We start from the raw sequence: 18,302 nt of genomic DNA, 5'->3' as shown, positions 1-18,302 counted from the left end.
AACCCATGACGCAAGAGAACAGCCGATTCGCTTCGACGCTCGAGGTTGACGGCGCATCGTACACCTACTACCCGGTTTCCGCCATCGCGGGCTCCGAGGAGCTGCCGTACGCGCTGACGGTGCTGCTGGAGAACGTGCTGCGCAACGCCGAGACCCCGCAGGCGGCCGAGGAGCTGGCCGCGCGCATCGTCGAGGCCGGCCGCGCGGGCGCGGTGGGCAGCGAGATCGAGTTCTCGCCGGCGCGCGTGCTGTTCCAGGACTTCACGGGCGTGCCCGTGTTCGTGGACTTCGCCGTCATGCGCGAGGCCTGCGCCCAGCTGGGCGGCGACCCGACGAAGATCAACCCGCAGATCCCGTGCGACCTCGTGATCGACCACTCGGTCATCGCCGACGTGGCCGGCTGCGCCGGCGCGCTGCAGCGGAACATGGAGCTCGAGTTCTCCCGCAACAAGGAGCGCTACGACTTCCTGAAGTGGTCGCAGGAATCGTTCGAGAACGTGCGCATCGTGCCGCCCGGAGCGGGCATCTGCCACCAGCTGAACATCGAGCAGTTCGCCCACGTGGCCATGACCGCCGAGGGCGCGCCGGGCGAGACGGTGGCGTACTTCGACACGCTCGTGGGTACCGACAGCCACACGCCCACGGCCAACGGCATCGGCGTGCTGGGCTGGGGCGTGGGCGGCATCGAGGCCGAGGCGGCCGCGCTCGGCCAGCCCATCACGACGCTCGTGCCGAAGGTGGTGGGCGTGCGCCTGACCGGCGAGCTGGGCGAGGACGTCATGGCCATGGACGTGGCGCTGACGTTCGCCCAGATGCTGCGCGCCAAGGGCGTGGTGGGCAGCTTCGTGGAGTGCTTCGGCCCCGGCTTGGGCGCCTTGAGCGCCACGCAGCGCACGTGCATCTCGAACATGACGCCCGAATACGGCAGCACCTGCACGCTGTTCCCCGTGGACGACCAGACGCTCGCGTACCTGCGCCTCACCGGCCGCAGCGACGAGCAGGTGGCGCTCGTGGAGGCCTACGCGAAGGCGCAGGGCTTCTGGAACGACCCGCATGCCCCGGCGCGCACGTACGCCGAGGTCATCGAGTTCGACCTGGGCGCCGTGGAGCGCTCGATCGCCGGCCCCTCGCGTCCGCACGACCGCATCCCGCTGGCCGAGGCGCAGGAGCGCTTCCGCGCCGTGTGCGACGAGCGCGGCCTCGACCTCGACCGTCGCGTGGCGGTCGACCTCGACGGCGCGACGCACGAGCTGACCCACGGCGCGCTGGCCATCGCGGCGGTGACGAGCTGCACGACGGCCACCGACCCGTCCATGATGCTGGCCGCGGGCCTCATCGCGAAGAAGGCGGCGGAAGCCGGCCTCAAGCCGCAACCGTGGGTGAAGTGCGTGCTCGCGCCGGGCAGCAAGGCCACCGAGCTCTTGCTCGAGCGTGCCGGGCTGCTGGACGGCCTGCGCGCGCTGGGCTTCTACACCTGCGGCTTCGGGTGCATGAGCTGCATCGGCAACTCGGGCCCCATCCGCGACGAGCTGCACGAGGTGGCCGAGAGCATCGAGCTGGCCAGTGTGCTGTCGGGCAACCGCAACTTCGAGGGCCGCATCTCGCCCGACGTGTCGCAGAACTACCTGGCCGCTCCGGCCACGGTCATCGCGTACGCGCTGGCGGGCACGATGGACGTGGACCTCGAGCACGACGCGCTGGGCACGCGCGCCGACGGCACCCCGGTGCGCCTGGCCGACATCTGGCCGAGCGACGAGGAGATCGCCGCGCTCGTGGAGAGCCATGTCGACCGCGCCCTGTACGAGGAGGGCGCCCGCGGCCTCTACGACGGCGACGCGGCGTGGCAGGCGCTGGGGAGCGAGCCGAGCGACACGTTCACGTGGGACGACGCGTCCACGTACGTGCGCCGTGCGCCCTACTTCGACGGCATGGAGCGCGAGCCCTCCGCACCCGAGCCCATCGAGGCCGCCCGCGTGCTGGCGCTGCTGGGCGACTTCATCACCACCGACCACATCTCGCCCGCGGGCTCCATCGCGGCCGATTCGCCGGCGGCCCGCTACCTCGAGGAGCGCGGCGTGGCTCCGGCCGACTTCAACACCTACGGCGCGCGCCGCGGCAATCACGAGGTGATGATGCGCGGCACCTTCGCCAACGTGAAGTTGCAGAACAAGCTGGCCGAGGGCAGACGAGGCGGCTGGACGCGCGATTTCGCCACGGGCGAGGTGCTGCCGCTGTTCGACGCGGCCATGGGCTACGAGGACGCGGGCGAGCCGCTTGTGGTGGTGGCCGGCAAGATGTACGGCAGCGGCTCCTCGCGCGACTGGGCGGCGAAGGGCCCGGCGCTGCTGGGCATCCGCGCGGCGTTCGCCGAGAGCTTCGAGCGCATCCACCGGTCGAACCTCATCGGCATGGGCATCCTGCCGCTGCAGTTCCTGGACGGCGAGAGCGCCGAGAGCCTGGGGCTGGACGGCTCGGAGCGTTTCACGGTGGCGCCCGTCGATTTCTCGCAGGGGCTGCCCGAGCCGCGCGTGGTGGACGTGACCGCCGAGCGCGCGGACGGCGAGACGGTGGCGTTCCAAGCCACGGTGCGCGTGGACACGCCCACGGAGGGCCGCTATTACGAGCACGGCGGCATCCTTCCGTTCGTTCTGCGCAACCTTTTGTAAAGAAGAGGTAACGTCGGCGCCCGATCGCGATGAGCGACCGGGCGCTTTGTCGTATACTGGGTACTTTAACTATAGGCACACTTGGGAAGGGATGCCGTGAAACAGACATCCGGTTTCGATGCGCTGATTGAAGCGCTCAAGCAGTCAGGGGTCAACGTGGACGGGCGGTTCGACGCCGACCATGAAGCGCCGTCCGAAGGCGCGGGCCGTTCGGGCAACGGGGGAGGGTCGCAGCCTCCGCACGTGAACGTGGAGATCCCGTTCGCCGACCGCATGGCCTCGTGGGGCAAACGCGCCCTCATCGTGGCCGCCATCGTCATCATCCTCGTCGGCCTCGGGGCCTACTGGTGGTTCCATCCGCCCATCAACATCCACTCGACCGATACGTGGATGTTCGTGGCCGTGTTCATCCTGCTGCCGCTGTTCCTGCTGTTCTGGAGCCGGTCGTACAGCTACAAGAACGGCACGAGCAAGGTGGAGCCGAACGCGGGCAAGGCCAAGGCGTTCAAGTGGGCGTCGTACCTGCCGGTGCTCGTGGCCGTGATCGGCGTGATCGGCGCCGTGGCGTCGCTGTCGATCTTCCCGGGCAACGCGGCGAAGTACGCCAACGTGCTGCAGACGGAGACGGAGACGTTCGCCGACGACATCAAGGAAGTCAACTACTCCGAGATCCCGGTCATCGACCGCAGCTCGGCCATCCTGCTGGGCAACCGCGAGATGGGCTCCATCCCCGACTTCGTCAGCCAGTTCGAGATCTCGCCGCTGTACAGCCAGATCAACTACCAGAACGCCCCGGTGCGCGTGAGCCCGCTTGCGTACGCCGACCTGTTCAAGTGGTTCACGAACCGCGACGGCGGCATCCCGGCGTATGCGCTCGTGAACATGACGACGCAGGACGCCGAGATCGTGCGGCTCGACGACAGCCCCATCTACTACTCGGAGTCCGAGCCGCTCGCGCGCAACATCGACCGCCACGTGCAGCTGAGCTACCCGTTCTACATGTTCGATCAGAAGTCGTTCGAGATCGACGACGACGGCCACCCGTGGTGGATCTGCCCGGTGCAGTCGCGTACCATCGGCCTGTTCGGCGGCACCACCATCAGCCGCGTGGTCATGGTGGACGCCACCACGGGCGAGACGCAGGACCTGGCCATCGAAGACGTGCCGCAGTGGGTGGACCACGCCTATCCCACCGACCTGCTGCTGGAGCAGTACAACTGGTCGGGCAAGTACAAGGACGGTTGGCTGAACTCGGTGCTGGGCCAGCGCAACGTCGTGCAGACCACGCCGGGCACCGACGGCAACTTGGGGTACAACTACATCGCCAAGGACGACGACGTGTGGGTGTACACGGGCGTCACCTCGGCCACCGCGGACAACTCCATCGTGGGCTTCGTGCTGATCAACCAGCGCACGGCCGAGTCGCACTTCTACTCGGTGTCGGGCGCGACCGAGGATTCGGCCATGCAGTCGGCCGAGGGCCAGGTGCAGAACCTGCGCTACCAGGCAACATTCCCGCTGCTGATCAACGTGTCGGGGCAGCCGACGTACTTCATGGCGCTCAAGGACGACGCGGGCCTCGTGAAGCAGTTCGCCATGCTCGACATCCAGCGCTACCAGAACGTGGCCGTGGGCAACACGGTGGCCGAGTGCCAGAAGGCCTACCAGGCGCTGCTCGCCACGAACGGCGTGCTGACCGAGGAGGGCGTCGACACCGGATCGCTTGAGATGCAGGGCACCATCTCCACCATCGCCCAGGCGGTGATGGAGGGCAACTCGCACTTCTACGTGACGCTTGACGAGGGCGAGGGCATCTACGACTTCGCGCTGCCCGGCCTCATCGAGATCGTCGGGTACAAGGAAGGCGACACCATCTCGTTCACGTACGTGGAAGCCGAGCCGACGAACCCCGTCGAGGAGATCCTCGATAGCTCGAAGACGGGTACGAGCGAGAAGGCTGCCGAGCAAACCGCGAAGGAAGCCGACGCGACGGCCGACGCCAAGGGAGACGCGGCGTAGGACGGCGTCACGGTGTTGGCGTGGCGCGTGGAAAACGCTTGACATTCGTTTTGGGTAGGGTAGAATAAGCGAGTTGTTTAGTTTGTTCCGCTGCCCAAGACAGCTGGTACCGATGAGGTTTAATCGCAGGAATGCGGCCCGCCGAGGTGGTTCTGATAAGTTTCGCGCTTTGACGACCCCCTGCTGTCACGAGACGGCGGGGGGTCGTTTCTTGTTTTCAAGCGACGATTCCCACCCGCGAGGGGCGGAACCCGAGTTTGAGAAGAAGGAGGTGTACTACATGCCCAACGCAAAGAATCAAGAGATGCTCACGAAGATCAAAGGCGACCTGGACGGCGTTTCCGCCGTGTGGGTGGTCGACTACTGCGGTCTGACGGTGAAGGACATCCAGGCGCTGCGTACGGCGATCCGCGAATCCGGTGCGAGCTTGAAGGTGTACAAGAACACGCTCATGCACATCGCCCTGGAGGAGTCGAACCTGCCCACGCTCGACGACATGCTTGCGGGTCCGAGCGCGTTCGTGTTCGCCGGCGACGATGTGGCTGCGGCTGCCAAGGCCGTGAAGACGTTCGCCAAGACCAACAAGAACCTGGAGATCAAGGGTGGCTTGATGGAAGGCGCGCAGGTGTCCGCCGCACAGGTGGAGGCCATCGCTTCTCTCCCGTCTCGCGAAGAGCTCCTGGCTCAGATCGCCGGCGCCATTTCCGGTGTCGCTCGCGGCCTCGCTGTTGCCCTCAACGGCGTGCCGAGCGGTCTTGCTCAGGTCACGAAGGCTGTGGCCGACCAGAAAGAAGCTGCTTAAACGCAGCGCTGGCAGCGTGATGAGCGCTGCCTAACCGAAAGCTGAAACGTACCGGTCGGATGAGATCCGACCACTTTGAAAGGAACTAACATGGCTGTTACTCGCGAAGAGATCATTGAGGCCCTCAAGGAGATGTCCCTGCTCGAGGCGTCCGAACTGGTGAAGGACATCGAGGAGACCTTTGGCGTTTCCGCCGCCGCCCCCGTGGCCGTGGCCGCCGCCGCTCCTGCCGAGGGTGGCGCTGCTGCCGAGGAGAAGACCGAGTTCGACGTCGTGCTCGAGGGCTTCGGCGACAACAAGATCGCCGTCATCAAGGTTGTCCGTGAGATCACGAGCCTGGGCCTGAAGGAGGCCAAGGAGCTGGTCGAGGGCGCCCCGAAGCCGATCCAGGAGGGCGTGAACAAGGAGAAGGCCGAGGAGATCAAGGCCAAGCTCGAGGAAGCCGGCGCTGCCGTCACCATCAAGTAACTTCCGTTCGCTGGTCTGACGACCGTCGAACGTGCTTGACGCTGAGCGACCCCCAGATTCTGGGGGTCGCTCGCTGTCTGGGTGCCCGAGCTTTGGCGCGGAAACGCCCTGGCCCCGGACGTTGCTCCGCGCCGCTGAGGCAGGCGCTTCACCTTACTGACGGAATGGCAACGAAACGGACGCTGGCGGGGGTGCGCGCTTATAGTGGGTGCCAAACGCTAAGGAAAAGAAGGTCACTATGCAAACCGGTTACTTCAACGCCGCTTGGCAGGATATCAAGAACTCCCCGGGCTGGTTCGGCAAGCTCGTGCTGTTGTCGCTGCTCAGCCTCATTCCCATCTTCGGCTGGCTCGTCGTGCTGGGCTACCTGTACGGGTGGGCGCGCGACATCGCGTGGAACGTGCACGGACCCCTGCCGAAGCGCATCTTCGGCAACGAAGACGGCAAGCTGTACAGCCGCGGCTTCTTCGCGATGGTCATCGGCTTCGTGTGCATGCTGGCGCCGTGGATCCTCGAAGCGGTGTGGGGTGCCATCACCGGCATGGGCACCGCCTGGTCGGGACGGGGGCACGGCGGCCTGTTCATGTTCGTCGGCCTGTCCACGATGATATTCTCCCTGCTCATCATCGCAGCTTCGTTCTTCGCGACGCTGTTCTCGTGGGTGGGCTCCATGCGTATGAGCGTGTACGGCCGTCTGGGCGCCGGCTTCCAGTTCGGCAAGGTCTGGGCCATGATCCGCCACGATTTCAGCGGCCTGCTGCGCATCCTCGGCATGGCCATCGTGCTGGCCGTCGTCATCGGCATCGTCGTGTCCATCCTCATATTCGTCCTCGTGCTCATCGGGCTGTTCATCGGCTTCGCGATGACGGGCGGCAACCTGAACATCCAGTCGTCGCATCCCGGCGCCGCCGTCTGGGCCATCGTGTTCGCCACGGGCGGCATCATCCTCGTGTTCGCGGTGCTGTGCGGCATCCTGAGCACGGGCATGTACGTGTTCGTCGAGATGATGATCGTGCGCGCGCTGGGCTATTGGACGCGCCAGTTCGACGTGCCCGCATGGCGCGGCCAGGACGACCCCATGCCCTTCGAGCTTGCCGGCGCGGCGGGCTATCCGCCCGTGCAGCAGCCGCCGCACGTGCCGCCTACCGGGCAGCCGCCCGCGCAGGGCTAGCCTTTCGTTGTTGTGCGATTTTGAACCACCGGGGCATTGTGCCTCGGTGGTTCTTTGCGTATAGGGTAGACTCGAAGCGCAAACAAGATGGGAGGATGGGCCATGGAAACGGCGTTTCTGCCGGTGACGCGCGAGGAGATGCTGGAGCGCGGCTGGGATCGGGTCGATTTCGCGTTCGTGTCGGGAGACGCGTACGTCGACCATCCCTCGTTCGGCATGGCCATCATCACCCGGCTGCTGGAGGCGAACGGCTACAAGGTGGGCGTCATCGCCCAGCCCGATTGGAACGACCCCCAGAGCATCGCCGTGTTCGGCGAGCCGCGGCTGGGGTTCTTCGTGTCGAGCGGCAACATGGACTCGATGGTGAACCATTACACGGTGGCGAAGAAGCGCCGCCGCAGCGATGCGTACTCCCCGGGCGGCGAGGCGGGCAAGCGCCCGAACCACGCGGCCGTGGTGTACGGCAACCTGATCAGGCGCACGTACAAGAAGACCCCTCTCATCCTCGGCGGCATCGAGGCCAGCTTGCGGCGGCTCGCGCACTACGACTACTGGTCGGACAAGCTCAAGCGCTCCATCCTGCTGGACTCCGGCGCCGACCTCGTGTCGTACGGCATGGGCGAGCACTCCGTCATCGAGATCGCCGACGCGCTGAACGCGGGGCTCGCCATCGAGGACCTCACGTTCATCGACGGCACGGTGTTCCGCGCCTCCTCGCTCGAGCATGTGTACGACGCCGAGACGCTGCCGTCGTTTCCCGCCCTGCAGGCCGACAAGCTGGACTACGCGCGCAGCTTCGCCGTGCAGTACCGAAACAGCGACCCGTTCACCGGCAAGCGCCTCGTGGAACCCTATTCCGACCACGAGTTCGTCGTGCAGAACCCGCCGGCCGCGCCGCTCACGGAAAGCGAGATGGACGCCGTGTACCGGCTGCCGTACGCGCGCACGTACCACCCGATGTACGAGCAGGCCGGGGGCGTGCCGGCCATCAGCGAGGTGAAGTTCAGCCTGACCAGCAACCGCGGCTGCTTCGGCGAGTGCTCGTTCTGCGCGCTCACGTTCCACCAGGGGCGCATCGTGCAGGTGCGCAGCCACGACTCGCTCGTGGAGGAGGCTCAGGCCATCATCGGGGAGCCGGACTTCAAGGGCTACATCCACGATGTGGGCGGCCCGACGGCGAACTTCCGCGCCCCGGCGTGCGCCAAGCAGCTGAAAGCGGGCGCGTGCCCGAACAAACGCTGCCTGTATCCCGAGCCCTGCAAGCAGCTGAACGCCGACCACGGCGACTACCTGGGCCTGCTGCGCCGCCTGCGCAAGCTGCCGGGCGTGAAGAAGGTGTTCGTGCGCTCGGGCATCCGGTTCGACTTCGCGCTGGCCGACGAGGAGCACGGCGACGCGTTCCTCCGCGAGCTGTGCGCCCACCACGTGAGCGGCCAGCTGCGGGTGGCGCCCGAGCACGTGTCGGACGCGGTGCTGTCGGTGATGGGCAAGCCGCGCAACCTCGTGTACCAGCGCTTCTCCGAGCGCTTCACGCGCGTGAACGAGCAGCTGGACAAGAAGCAGTACCTCGTGCCGTACCTCATGTCGTCGCATCCCGGTTCCACGCTCGACGAGGCCGTCGAGCTGGCGGAGTACTGCCGCGACCTCGGCTACATGCCCGAGCAGGTGCAGGACTTCTATCCCACGCCCTCCACGATGTCCACGGCCATGTACTTCACCGGCGTGGACCCGCGCACCATGCAGCCGGTGTACGTGCCGAAGAGCCCGCACGAGAAGGCGCTGCAGCGCGCGCTCATCCAGTACCGCGACCCGAAGAACCGCGAGCTCGTGCTGGAGGCGCTTCGCCGCGCCGGGCGCATGGACCTGGTGGGGTTCGGGCCGACGTGCCTGCTGCGACCCCAGGGGCAGGGCGGCGGCAGGGACAAGGGCAAGGGCGAGGCTGGCGCGAAGCCCCGGGCCGGAGCGAAGCCTCGGGCCGGAGCGAAGCCCAAAACCGGCGCGAAGCCCCAAGCTGGTGCGAAGCCTCGGCCTCCGTCCTCGACGAAGCCCCAGGGTGGGCGCTCGGGCGCTGGCGCTTCCGACGGCCGTCGCGGAAAAAGTAAGGCGCCCCGTCGGCATTGATGCTGCACGGCGCCCTATGTTGTGGCAAAATACTACTGGTCAGCCCGGGTGCTCCTGGGTCGGGCGGCCGGTAGGCGAAGGCTCGACAGACAAGGGGTACCACGTGAGCGAGGGCAAAGCGACGCCGACGATGGGGGCTCAAGACAGTCCCGAGGCAATCTACGACGCACGGAAGCTCGGCAAGCCGAAGATGGCGGTGTTCGGGCTGCAGCACATGTTCGCCATGTTCGGCGCCACCATCCTGGTGCCGACGCTGACCGGCCTGTCCGTTTCCGCGACGCTACTGTTCGCGGGCGTGGGCACGCTGCTGTTCCACTTCATCTCGAAGGGCAAGGTGCCCGCGTTCCTCGGCTCGTCGTTCGCGTTCATCGCGGGCTACGCGGCCATCGCGCCGAACGGCGAGGCCGACCTGCTGCCGTACGCCTGCCTGGGCGTGGCGTGCGCGGGTCTGCTGTACCTCGTGCTGTCGGCGCTGTTCAAGGTGTTCGGGCCCACGCGCGTCATGCGCTTCTTCCCGCCCGTGGTCACCGGCCCCATCGTGATCTCCATCGGCCTCATCCTGGCCAGCTCGGCCATCACGAACGCGTCGACGAACTGGCCCATCGCGCTCGTGGCCATCGCCATCATCGTCATCGCGAACATCTGGGGCAAGGGCATGATCAAGATCATCCCCATCCTGTTGGGCGTGGTGGGGTCGTACGTCGTGGCGTCCGCCGCAGGTGTCGTGGACTTCGCGGGCGTTGCTGAGGCGGCGTGGATCGGCATGCCGTTCACCTGGAACGATACGGTGTTCTCCATCTTCGGTGCGCAGTTCGACGCGGGTCTGGCCATCACGGCCATCATCACCATCATGCCGCTGGCGTTCGCCACGATGATCGAGCACATCGGCGACGTGTCGGCCATCAGCTCCACCTGCAACCGCAACTACATCGCCGAGCCCGGCCTGCATCGCACGCTGCTGGGCGACGGCCTGGCCACCATCCTCGCGTCGCTGTTCGGCGCGCCGGCGAACACGACGTACGGCGAGAACACGGGCGTGCTGGCGCTGACGAAGGTGTTCGACCCGCGCGTCATCCGCCTGGCGGCGCTGTTCGCCATCGCGTTCTCGTTCTGCCCGAAGTTCGCTGCCATCATCGCGGCCATGCCGGCCTGCGTCATCGGCGGCGTGTCGCTTGTGCTGTACGGCATGATCTCGGCGGTGGGCATCCGCAACCTCGTGGAGAACCACGTCGACTTCATGAAGAGCCGCAACGTGCTGATCACGGCGCTCATCCTCGTGCTGTCGCTGGGCATCGCGTACAGCACGGCGGGCGCCATCGTGGTGCCGGTGGGCGAGATCACCATCTCGCTGTCGGGCCTGGCCGTGGGATCGATCGTGGGCATCGTGTTGAACATGATCCTTCCCGGGCACGAGGACGTGGCCGGCGCGAGCGACGCGGAAGACGAGGAGATGGACGGCCCTCTGCCGTTGGAAGGTAATCTCGAAGAGTTGAGCACGCAGAACGGCTGACGAAAGGAGCACGCAATGATCGACCATGTGAGCATCAAGGTGAAGGACGTCGAGCAGGCCAAGGCGTTCTACGAGGCCGCGCTTGCCCCGCTGGGGTACGTGAAGGGCATCGAATACCCCGGCGGCATGCAGCTGCTGGTGGAGGGCGAGCCCGGCGACGTGTGGTTGGCCCCGCTGCCCGAGGGCGCCGATGCCGTCCCGACGCACCTCGCGCTGCGCGCGGCCGATGCCGCCGCGGTGGCCGCGTTTTACGAGGCGGCGCTGGCCGCCGGCGGCACGGACAACGGCGCACCCGGCCCGCGCGACTACCATCCGGGTTACTACGCCGCGTTCGTGTACGATCCCGAGGGCAACAACATCGAGGCCGTCATCCACGACTGGTCCGAGTAGGCGCTCGCACGCGCGCGGCTGCGCCGCACGCCGCACGTCGCACCGGCCCCGCCGAGCTCGACGGCGCCGGTGCGACCGGGGGCCCGCGTCCGCAAGGGCGCGGGCCCTTTTCGTAGGGGGAGGGCCCCTCCCCGCCGATTGTGAAGAAATTGTATGCCTAGGTTAACTTATATTGCGCACGATGAGTTGTTAGCCTAATATAACTTTCATCGAAAGCGAAGCGATCGAAGGAACTGAAACTCGGGTGGCGATGCCACAGCGGTTCGATTCTCGCGAAGCCTTCGAAACAGTCTGCTGACCCGGCGGCGGAAGCTCCTCTCGTCTGGCTATCCGTCGCGCTTGCAAGCGGAGGGAACCCCCCTTTCCCTCCGCTTTTCCTTTTGTCCCGCACCCCTCATACGAACGAATGTTTCACGTGAAACATTCAGCTGCGCCTGCGCGCGACGCGGGCGTCTCGCGTTGCGCCGCGGCCGGCACGCGCCCGCGTTCGCCATGGGCAACTTTCCCGTGCTTCGCGCGGGGTTTCGCGGTACCATGGGTGCGGACAAAAGACGAGCAAGCCGGCAGGACGAGGGGGTCGTCCCGCCGACGCGAGGAGACACGCGTTGACAACTCTGAACGATCTTCCTATCGGGAAAACCGCAACCGTGGCCGCGGTGGGCGGCGAGGGGTCGCTTCGACAGCATTTTCTGGACATGGGCATCATCCCGCTGGTCGACGTGACCATGGTGAAGCATGCGCCCATGGGCGACCCGATCGAGGTGCGCATCCACAGCTACGAGCTGACGTTGCGGCGCGACGACGCGCGCAACATCGAGATCGACGACGTGCGCGACGGTGCCGACGTGCGGGAGAGCCGCGCGTCGGGCAAGCCCGTCCCGCATCCGGGCCTGGGCGAGGGCGGCAAGTTCCACGACCGGGCGGGCGAGAACCCGCTGCCGGAGGGCACGCCGCTCACCTTCGCGCTCGTGGGCAACCAGAACTGCGGCAAGACCACGCTGTTCAACCAGCTGACCGGCTCGAACCAGCACGTGGGCAACTTTCCCGGCGTGACGGTGGATCGCAAGGACGGCTGCATCAAGGGCCATCCCGAGGCGCTCGTCACCGACTTGCCGGGCATCTACTCCATGTCGCCGTACTCGAGCGAGGAGGTGGTCACGCGCCGTTTCCTGCTGGACGAGCGCCCGCGCGGCATCGTTAACATCGTGGACGCCACGAACGTCGAGCGCAACCTGTACCTGACGATGCAGCTCATGGAGCTGGGCATGCCCATGGTGCTGGCCCTCAACATGATGGACGAGGTGGAGGGCAACGGCGGCACCATCCACGTGAACGAGATGGAGAAGCTGCTGGGCATCCCCGTCATCCCCATCTCGGCGTCCAAGAACGAGGGCACGGCCGAGCTGGTGGACCACGCCCTGCACGTGGCGCGGTTCCAGGAGCCGCCCGTGCGCCAGGACTTCTGCGCGCCCGACGAGCACGACGGAGCCGTCCATCGCTGTCTGCACAGCATCATGGCGCTCATCGAGGACCATGCCGAGCGCGCGGGCATCCCGCCGCGGTTCGCCGCGAGCAAGCTGGCCGAAGGCGACCAGCTGGTGCTCGATCGGCTCGACCTCGACCAGAACGAGAAGGACGCGCTCGAGCACATCATCTGCCAGATGGAGGCCGAACGCGGCCTCGACCGCGCGGCGGCCATCGCCGACATGCGGTTCAGCTTCATCGGCCGCGTGTGCGAGCAAACGGTGGTGAAGCCGACCGAGAGTCGCGAACACGCGCGCAGCACGCGCATCGACAAGCTGCTGACCGGCCCCTTCACGGCCATCCCCGCGTTCGTCGCCATCATGGCGCTCGTGTTCTGGCTCACGTTCAACGTGGTGGGGGCGTGGTTGTCCGAGCTGCTCGACGGCGGGATCACGGCGCTCACCGACGTGGTGGCGTCGGGGCTTGCGGCGGCGCACGTGAACGAGGTGCTGCAATCGCTCATCATCGACGGCGTGTTCAACGGCGTGGGCAGCGTGCTGAGCTTCCTGCCCACCATCGTCACGCTGTTCTTCTTCCTGTCGCTGCTGGAGGATTCCGGCTACATGGCGCGCGTGGCGTTCGTCATGGACAAGCTGCTGCGGCGCATCGGGCTGTCGGGGCGCAGCATCGTGCCCATGCTCGTGGGCTTCGGCTGCACGGTGCCGGCGGTCATGGCCAGCCGCACGCTGCCGTCCGAGCGCGACCGCAAGATGACCATCCTGCTGACGCCGTTCATGAGCTGCTCGGCCAAGCTGCCCATCTACGCGTTCTTCACGGCGGCGTTCTTCCCGGCGAACGGGGCGGCGGTGATGGTGGGCCTGTACTTCGGCGGCATCGCGGTGGGCGTGCTCGTGGCGCTGCTCATGCGCTCGTCGATGTTCTCGGGCGAGGCGGTGCCGTTCGTCATGGAGCTGCCGAACTACCGCATGCCCAGCGCGCGCAACGTGGCGCAGATGCTGTGGGAGAAGGCGAAGGACTTCCTTGAGCGCGCGTTCACCATCATCTTCCTGGCCACGATCGTCATCTGGTTCTTGCAGACGTTCGACTTCGGGCTGAACGTGGTGGCGGACTCGCAGGACAGCATGCTGGCCGTGGTGGCCGGCTGGATCGCTCCGGTGTTCGCGCCGCTCGGCTTCGACGACTGGCGCATCTCGACGGCGCTCGTCACGGGCGTCATGGCGAAGGAGAGCGTCGTGTCCACGCTGTCGGTGCTGTTCGGCAGCACGGCCACGCTCGTGGCGGCCATCACGCCGCTCGCGGCGCTCGGCCTGCTGGTGTTCTGCCTGCTGTACACGCCCTGCATCGCGGCCATCGCATCGGTGAAGCGCGAGCTGGGCGGCCGATGGGCGCTCGGGATGGCGTTCGGGCAGCTGGGCGCGGCGTGGGTTGCGGCGTTCGCGGTGCGCGGCGTGGGATTGTCGCTGGAGGAGGGCCCGGCGGGGGCGCTGACGCTCGCGTTGGGCGCGGCCGTCGCCGTGCTGGCGGTGCTCGCGGCGCGGCGCCTGGCGCGCAAGCGGCGCGCGCCGGGCGCCGTGCTGGGCTGCGGCGCGTCATGCGACGGTTGCGACGGCTGCGCGCAAGCGGGCGCGGTCGAGGTCGAGGAGGAGGCCGGCGCGCGGGCGCGGTAGGCCGGGCCGGCTCCACCGGGGGCGCCGGTGGAGCCTTTCGCGCGCGGCGCGGCGGCGGGGGCCTAGGGTCGCGGGCTTGCCTCGGACTTGATCTTCCAGCCGTTGGCCCGTTGCTGCTCCGCCCAGAGGGCGGCGTACAGGGGGCTGCGTGCGAGCAGCTCGTCGTGGGTTCCCTGGCTTTCCACGCGGCCGCCGTCGAGCACCACGATGTTGTCGGCATCGCGCACGGATTGCAGGCGGTGCGCGATGGCCACCACGGTCTTGCGCTTCACCAACTCGACGATCGCCTGCTGGACGGCCACCTCGTTGGCGGGATCGAGCGAGCTGGTGGCCTCGTCCAGGAGCACGACCGGCGCGTCCTTCAGCAGCGCGCGGGCGATGGAGATGCGCTGCTTCTCGCCGCCCGACAGCGTGCAGCCGCCTTCGCCCACCACGGTGTCGAAGCCGTCGGGCAGCGCCTCGATGAAATCGAGGCAGGCGGCCAGGCGCGCCGCCTCGCGCACGTCCTCGTCGGTGGCGTCGGCGCGGCCCATGCGGATGTTCTCGGCCACGGTGTCGTGGAACAGGAACACGTCCTGGAACACCACGCTCGTGCCGGCCAGCACGTCGTCGGCGGCCCTGCGCGCGAGATCCGCCCCGCCGAGCGTCACCGTCCCCGCTTGCGGGTCCCAAAAGCGCGCGGCCAGCTTCGCCACCGTCGACTTGCCCGAACCCGAGGGTCCCACGAGCGCCGTGAGGCCTCCCTCGGGGATGGTCAGGCTCACGTGCTCCAGCGCGCGTTCGTCGCCGCCGTAGGAGAAGCTCACGTCGTCGAACGCGATGTCGTGCCCGTGTGGCGCGACCGGCTCCTCCGCGGGTGGCTCGGGAAGCTCGGGCTCGGCGAGCAGGCGCTCGATGCGCTTTCCCGCGGCGTCCGCGTTGCCGAAATCGGACAGGAAGTAGAACAGGGTCACGATGGGCTCGTAGATGCCGAGCGCCAGGAGCAGGAACATGAGCAGCACGAACGGGTGCACCGCCTGCGCTTGGAGCAGCGCGCATCCGGCCAACATGACCACGCCGGCGCCGGCGAGCAGCAGCGCGCGGCCGAACACGCCCACCGGTCGGCTGGCCTCCTCCTTGCCGAGCGATGCCTTCCTCAGCTCTTCGAAGCTGGCGCGCAGCGAGTCGAAGCGGGTGCCTGCGAGGTTGAACGCTTTGAGCGTGCGGATGCCTGCCACGTACTCGATGGTGCGCGACGAGCATTCCTGGGAGGCTTTCGTCAAGCGCCCGCTGCTCTGCGCCATCGCATTGAACCCCTTCCAGAGGAAGGGCAGCGCACAGGGCACCACCGCGAAGGTGGCTACGGCTAGGCGCCAGTCGAAGAAGGCCAGCACCACGGCCGACAGCGTGGTCTTCGCCGCGATCATGCCCGCTTGCGACAGCACCTCGGCGCCGTAGTTCTCCACCGTCTCGTAATCGCGCAGCAGCACGCTGTCGATGTCCCCCGCGTCGTGGCGCTGGTAGAACCCGAGCGGCAGCCGGCGCAGCTTCTCGCCCATGGCCAGCCGCGCGTCGAGCACGGCGTCGGCCGTGCCGGCGCACGACAGCACGTAGACCTTGTGCGACGTGGCGTAGGAGGCCAGCACCTGCGCCGCCAGCACCGCGACGCAGGCCCACAGCGCGACGAAGTCGAGCGCGGCGCCCGGATGGACGATCGGCTGCACGAGCAGCCAGGTGGCCACCACCATGACCACGGACGGCACGGACGTCACGAGCGAGTCGAGGAAGCGCCACAGCACGAAGCGCACGCAGCGTCGCGGGTTGCCGAAGGTGAGCCGGTCGATGCTTTCTTTCAGGCGTCCCATGTCAGCCTTCCTTTCCGACGGTGAGCGTCCACGCGTCCTTGCGCTCGTCCGCGTCCACCATCGAGCGGTAGAGCGGGCAGGCGTCCATGAGGTCGTCGTGCGTGCCCGTGCCGACCACGCGCCCCTCGTCCACGACGACGATGAGGTCGGCGGTGCGCACGGTTTTCATGCGGTGGGCGATGACCAGCACGGTTTTCCTGGCGGCCAACTGGGCGAACGCATCTTGTATCTTCGCCTCGTTCTCGGCATCGGCGTAGGCCGTGGCCTCGTCGAGGATGATGAGGGGCGTGTCGCGCAGCATGGCGCGGGCGATGGCGAGGCGCTGGGCCTCGCCTCCTGAGAGCCGCGTGCCGCCTGCGCCGACGACGGTTCGGTACCCCTGGGGCAGCGCGTCGATCACGTCGGCGATGCTGGCGGCTTCGGCGGCGGCGACCACGCGCTCGTGCGGCGCGGACGAGCCCATGAGGATGTTGTTCTCCACGGTGTCGTCGAGGACGAACGAATCCTGGAACACCGAGGAGGCCAGCTCGGTCAGGCGCTCGGGCGCGATGTCCCGCAGGTCGACGCCGCCGAGCGCGATGCGGCCCTCCTGCGGGTCGAAGAAGCGCAGGCCGAGCGCCGCGAGGGTGGACTTCCCGCCGCCCGACGGGCCCACGAGGCCCACGACGGAGCCCGCGGGAACGCGGAAGGTGACGTCTTCCACGGCGTTCTTCTTCCCGTCGTAGGAGAACGTGACGTGCTCGAACGCCAGATCGAACGCCGTGGGCTCGACCGGGTGCTCGGGTTGCGAGAGCTCGGGCTCGGCCAGCACCTCGTCGATGCGCGCGACGGAGGCGTTGATGCCGTTCACGCCGAGGGCCTGCGTGATCATCTGCATGACCGGCTCCTTCATGCCGCCTCCCACCAGGAAGAACAGCAACGCCGTCGAAAGGAAGTCGGCGTAGGACGCCGCCGTGGGCAGGATGATGAGCACGGCGGGCAGCAGCAGGAGCATCTGCGTCCCCACGGCGGCGTAGAGCTTGCCCATGCCGCGGGCGTTGAACCAGGTGGCCCACTTGATGTTGCCCACGAACTCGCGTGCGTCCGCCTCGAAGCGCCCGAATGCGGCCAAGCTGCGGTTGAACACCTTGACCACCGGCATGCCGTGCACGAACTCGACCGTGGTGCCGTTGAGCTTCTCCCGGCTTTGCGCCATGGCCCGCTGGCATGCCGCGCCCTCGGGGCTTCCCAGCGCGCTGCCCAGCAGGAGGAACGAAACGACGATGGGAACCACCAGCAGCAACGCCAGCCGCCAATCGACGAACGCGAGGGCGGCGATGGTCAGCAGCGGCAGGGCGACGGCGCACACCGTGTCGGAGAGGTTGTGGGCGATGAACCCCTCGATCTTCTCCACGTCGTCGTTGAGCACCTTCTTGATCTCCCCTTGGCGCACCTGGTTGAAATAGCCTGACGGGATGCGGGCGAGCTTGTCCATGAGCTGCAGGCGCACTTCGTACAGCACGTCGAAGGCGGCCCGGTGGGCGAGCATCATGGAGAGGTAGCCCGTTGCGCCGTGCAGGACGGCCGCGCCCACCGTGGCAAGCGCGAGGCCCCAGAGGAAGGGCAGGTCGAGCGCGCCCAGGTCGTTCCAGTTCAGGATGATGGCGCGCACCATGAGGTAGATGGTGAAGTACGGCGCGAGCCGCGCCGCCGCCGAGAGCACGGCCAGCGCGCAGGCGCCTGCGAGCGGGCGCGCCCGGCTGCCCGCAAGCTCCATGAGCCGTGCGAGGCCCTGCTTGGGGCGGGCGTTCTTGGCCGGGGGCTCGGCGGCGGGCCGGGCACCGGGTGCGGCTGGGCCCGCGGCGGGGGCGGCAGGGGAGGGGGCCGCCGCAGGGGCCTGCGACCCCTCGGGCGCTGCGGCGGGCGGCAGCGCGCCCTCGTCTGCGGCGCCCGTGCTTGCCCGCGCGCCCCCTCCCGCCGCCAGCGATTCGTAGAACTCCCGTTGGGCGCTTGAGAACACGGTTCTGAGCGCCGGTTTGCACGCGGGCGTCGCCATGGGCCTTCCTCCTGCTTCCGCTTGTCCGCTCCGATAAAATGACCGGAATTGAGAATTCGGTCATTTAGATGTTAGCGTAGGATAACTATTCCGGCAAGAAGAAAATGACCAAATTATCAACAGC

The 18,302-nt window shown here is 67.5% G+C and carries 11 protein-coding genes; 9 read left to right on the top strand and 2 right to left on the bottom strand.

Annotated elements, in window-relative coordinates; genetic code table 11:
• Positions 1–5 precede the first annotated feature (5 nt).
• The 9 genes from acnA to feoB all read left to right on the top strand — a co-directional run bounded on the left by acnA (position 6) and on the right by feoB (position 14,299).
• On the top strand, positions 6–2,666 hold the full coding sequence (gene acnA, locus GS424_RS13270; RefSeq protein ID WP_160942594.1) for an aconitate hydratase AcnA: 2,661 nt from the start codon (positions 6–8) through the stop codon (positions 2,664–2,666).
• A gap of 96 nt (positions 2,667–2,762) precedes the next feature.
• Entirely contained in the window at positions 2,763–4,685 is a 1,923-nt protein-coding gene (locus tag GS424_RS13265; protein WP_160942595.1) for a Tat pathway signal sequence, read from the top strand.
• A gap of 280 nt (positions 4,686–4,965) precedes the next feature.
• The gene (rplJ, locus tag GS424_RS13260) at positions 4,966–5,487 is read left to right on the top strand and encodes a 50S ribosomal protein L10 (protein WP_015761102.1); all 522 of its coding nucleotides are present in this window, start codon (positions 4,966–4,968) and stop codon (positions 5,485–5,487) included.
• Between the two features lie 90 nt (positions 5,488–5,577).
• Entirely contained in the window at positions 5,578–5,955 is a 378-nt protein-coding gene (gene rplL / locus GS424_RS13255; protein WP_015761101.1) for a 50S ribosomal protein L7/L12, read from the top strand.
• Positions 5,956–6,193: 238 nt separating this feature from the next.
• Entirely contained in the window at positions 6,194–7,126 is a 933-nt protein-coding gene (locus tag GS424_RS13250) for a DUF4013 domain-containing protein (protein ID WP_015761100.1), read from the top strand.
• 102 nt (positions 7,127–7,228) lie between these two features.
• Positions 7,229–9,247 (top strand): YgiQ family radical SAM protein, encoded by a 2,019-nt coding sequence (locus GS424_RS13245; protein ID WP_160942596.1) that lies wholly within the window; start codon positions 7,229–7,231, stop codon positions 9,245–9,247.
• Positions 9,248–9,350: 103 nt separating this feature from the next.
• On the top strand, positions 9,351–10,757 hold the full coding sequence (locus GS424_RS13240; RefSeq protein ID WP_160942597.1) for a uracil-xanthine permease family protein: 1,407 nt from the start codon (positions 9,351–9,353) through the stop codon (positions 10,755–10,757).
• 15 nt (positions 10,758–10,772) lie between these two features.
• Positions 10,773–11,147, top strand: a complete 375-nt coding sequence (locus GS424_RS13235) for a VOC family protein (RefSeq protein WP_160942598.1) — start codon at positions 10,773–10,775, stop codon at positions 11,145–11,147.
• A 605-nt stretch (positions 11,148–11,752) separates the two neighbouring features.
• The gene (gene feoB / locus GS424_RS13230) at positions 11,753–14,299 is read left to right on the top strand and encodes a ferrous iron transport protein B (protein ID WP_160942599.1); all 2,547 of its coding nucleotides are present in this window, start codon (positions 11,753–11,755) and stop codon (positions 14,297–14,299) included.
• Positions 14,300–14,361: 62 nt separating this feature from the next.
• Here feoB and GS424_RS13225 read toward each other — a convergent pair whose 3' ends face one another.
• Entirely contained in the window at positions 14,362–16,143 is a 1,782-nt protein-coding gene (locus GS424_RS13225; RefSeq protein WP_160942600.1) for an ABC transporter ATP-binding protein, read from the bottom strand.
• Position 16,144: 1 nt separating this feature from the next.
• Positions 16,145–18,178 carry an ABC transporter ATP-binding protein gene (locus tag GS424_RS13220; RefSeq protein WP_218958860.1) on the bottom strand — a complete coding sequence of 678 codons (2,034 nt, stop codon included), beginning with the start codon at positions 18,176–18,178 and terminating at the stop codon, positions 16,145–16,147.
• Positions 18,179–18,302 lie beyond the last annotated feature (124 nt).

The sequence above is a fragment of the Eggerthella guodeyinii genome, from assembly GCF_009834925.2.
GTDB classification, from domain to species: Bacteria; Actinomycetota; Coriobacteriia; order Coriobacteriales; family Eggerthellaceae; genus Eggerthella; species Eggerthella guodeyinii.
The sequence above is the reverse complement of the archived record's forward strand: the minus strand, read 5'-3'. Positions and strand labels throughout refer to the sequence as shown.

Bases quoted from the DNA above. Each gene is read 5' to 3' on its own strand.
- GS424_RS13245 (WP_160942596.1), top strand. From the start codon at position 7,229: ATGGAAACGGCGTTTCTGCCGGTGACGCGCGAGGAGATGCTGGAGCGC.
- GS424_RS13220 (WP_218958860.1), bottom strand. From the start codon at position 18,178: ATGGCGACGCCCGCGTGCAAACCGGCGCTCAGAACCGTGTTCTCAAGC.
- rplL (WP_015761101.1), top strand. From the start codon at position 5,578: ATGGCTGTTACTCGCGAAGAGATCATTGAGGCCCTCAAGGAGATGTCC.
- GS424_RS13225 (WP_160942600.1), bottom strand. From the start codon at position 16,143: ATGGGACGCCTGAAAGAAAGCATCGACCGGCTCACCTTCGGCAACCCG.
- GS424_RS13250 (WP_015761100.1), top strand. From the start codon at position 6,194: ATGCAAACCGGTTACTTCAACGCCGCTTGGCAGGATATCAAGAACTCC.
- rplJ (WP_015761102.1), top strand. From the start codon at position 4,966: ATGCCCAACGCAAAGAATCAAGAGATGCTCACGAAGATCAAAGGCGAC.
- acnA (WP_160942594.1), top strand. From the start codon at position 6: ATGACGCAAGAGAACAGCCGATTCGCTTCGACGCTCGAGGTTGACGGC.
- GS424_RS13235 (WP_160942598.1), top strand. From the start codon at position 10,773: ATGATCGACCATGTGAGCATCAAGGTGAAGGACGTCGAGCAGGCCAAG.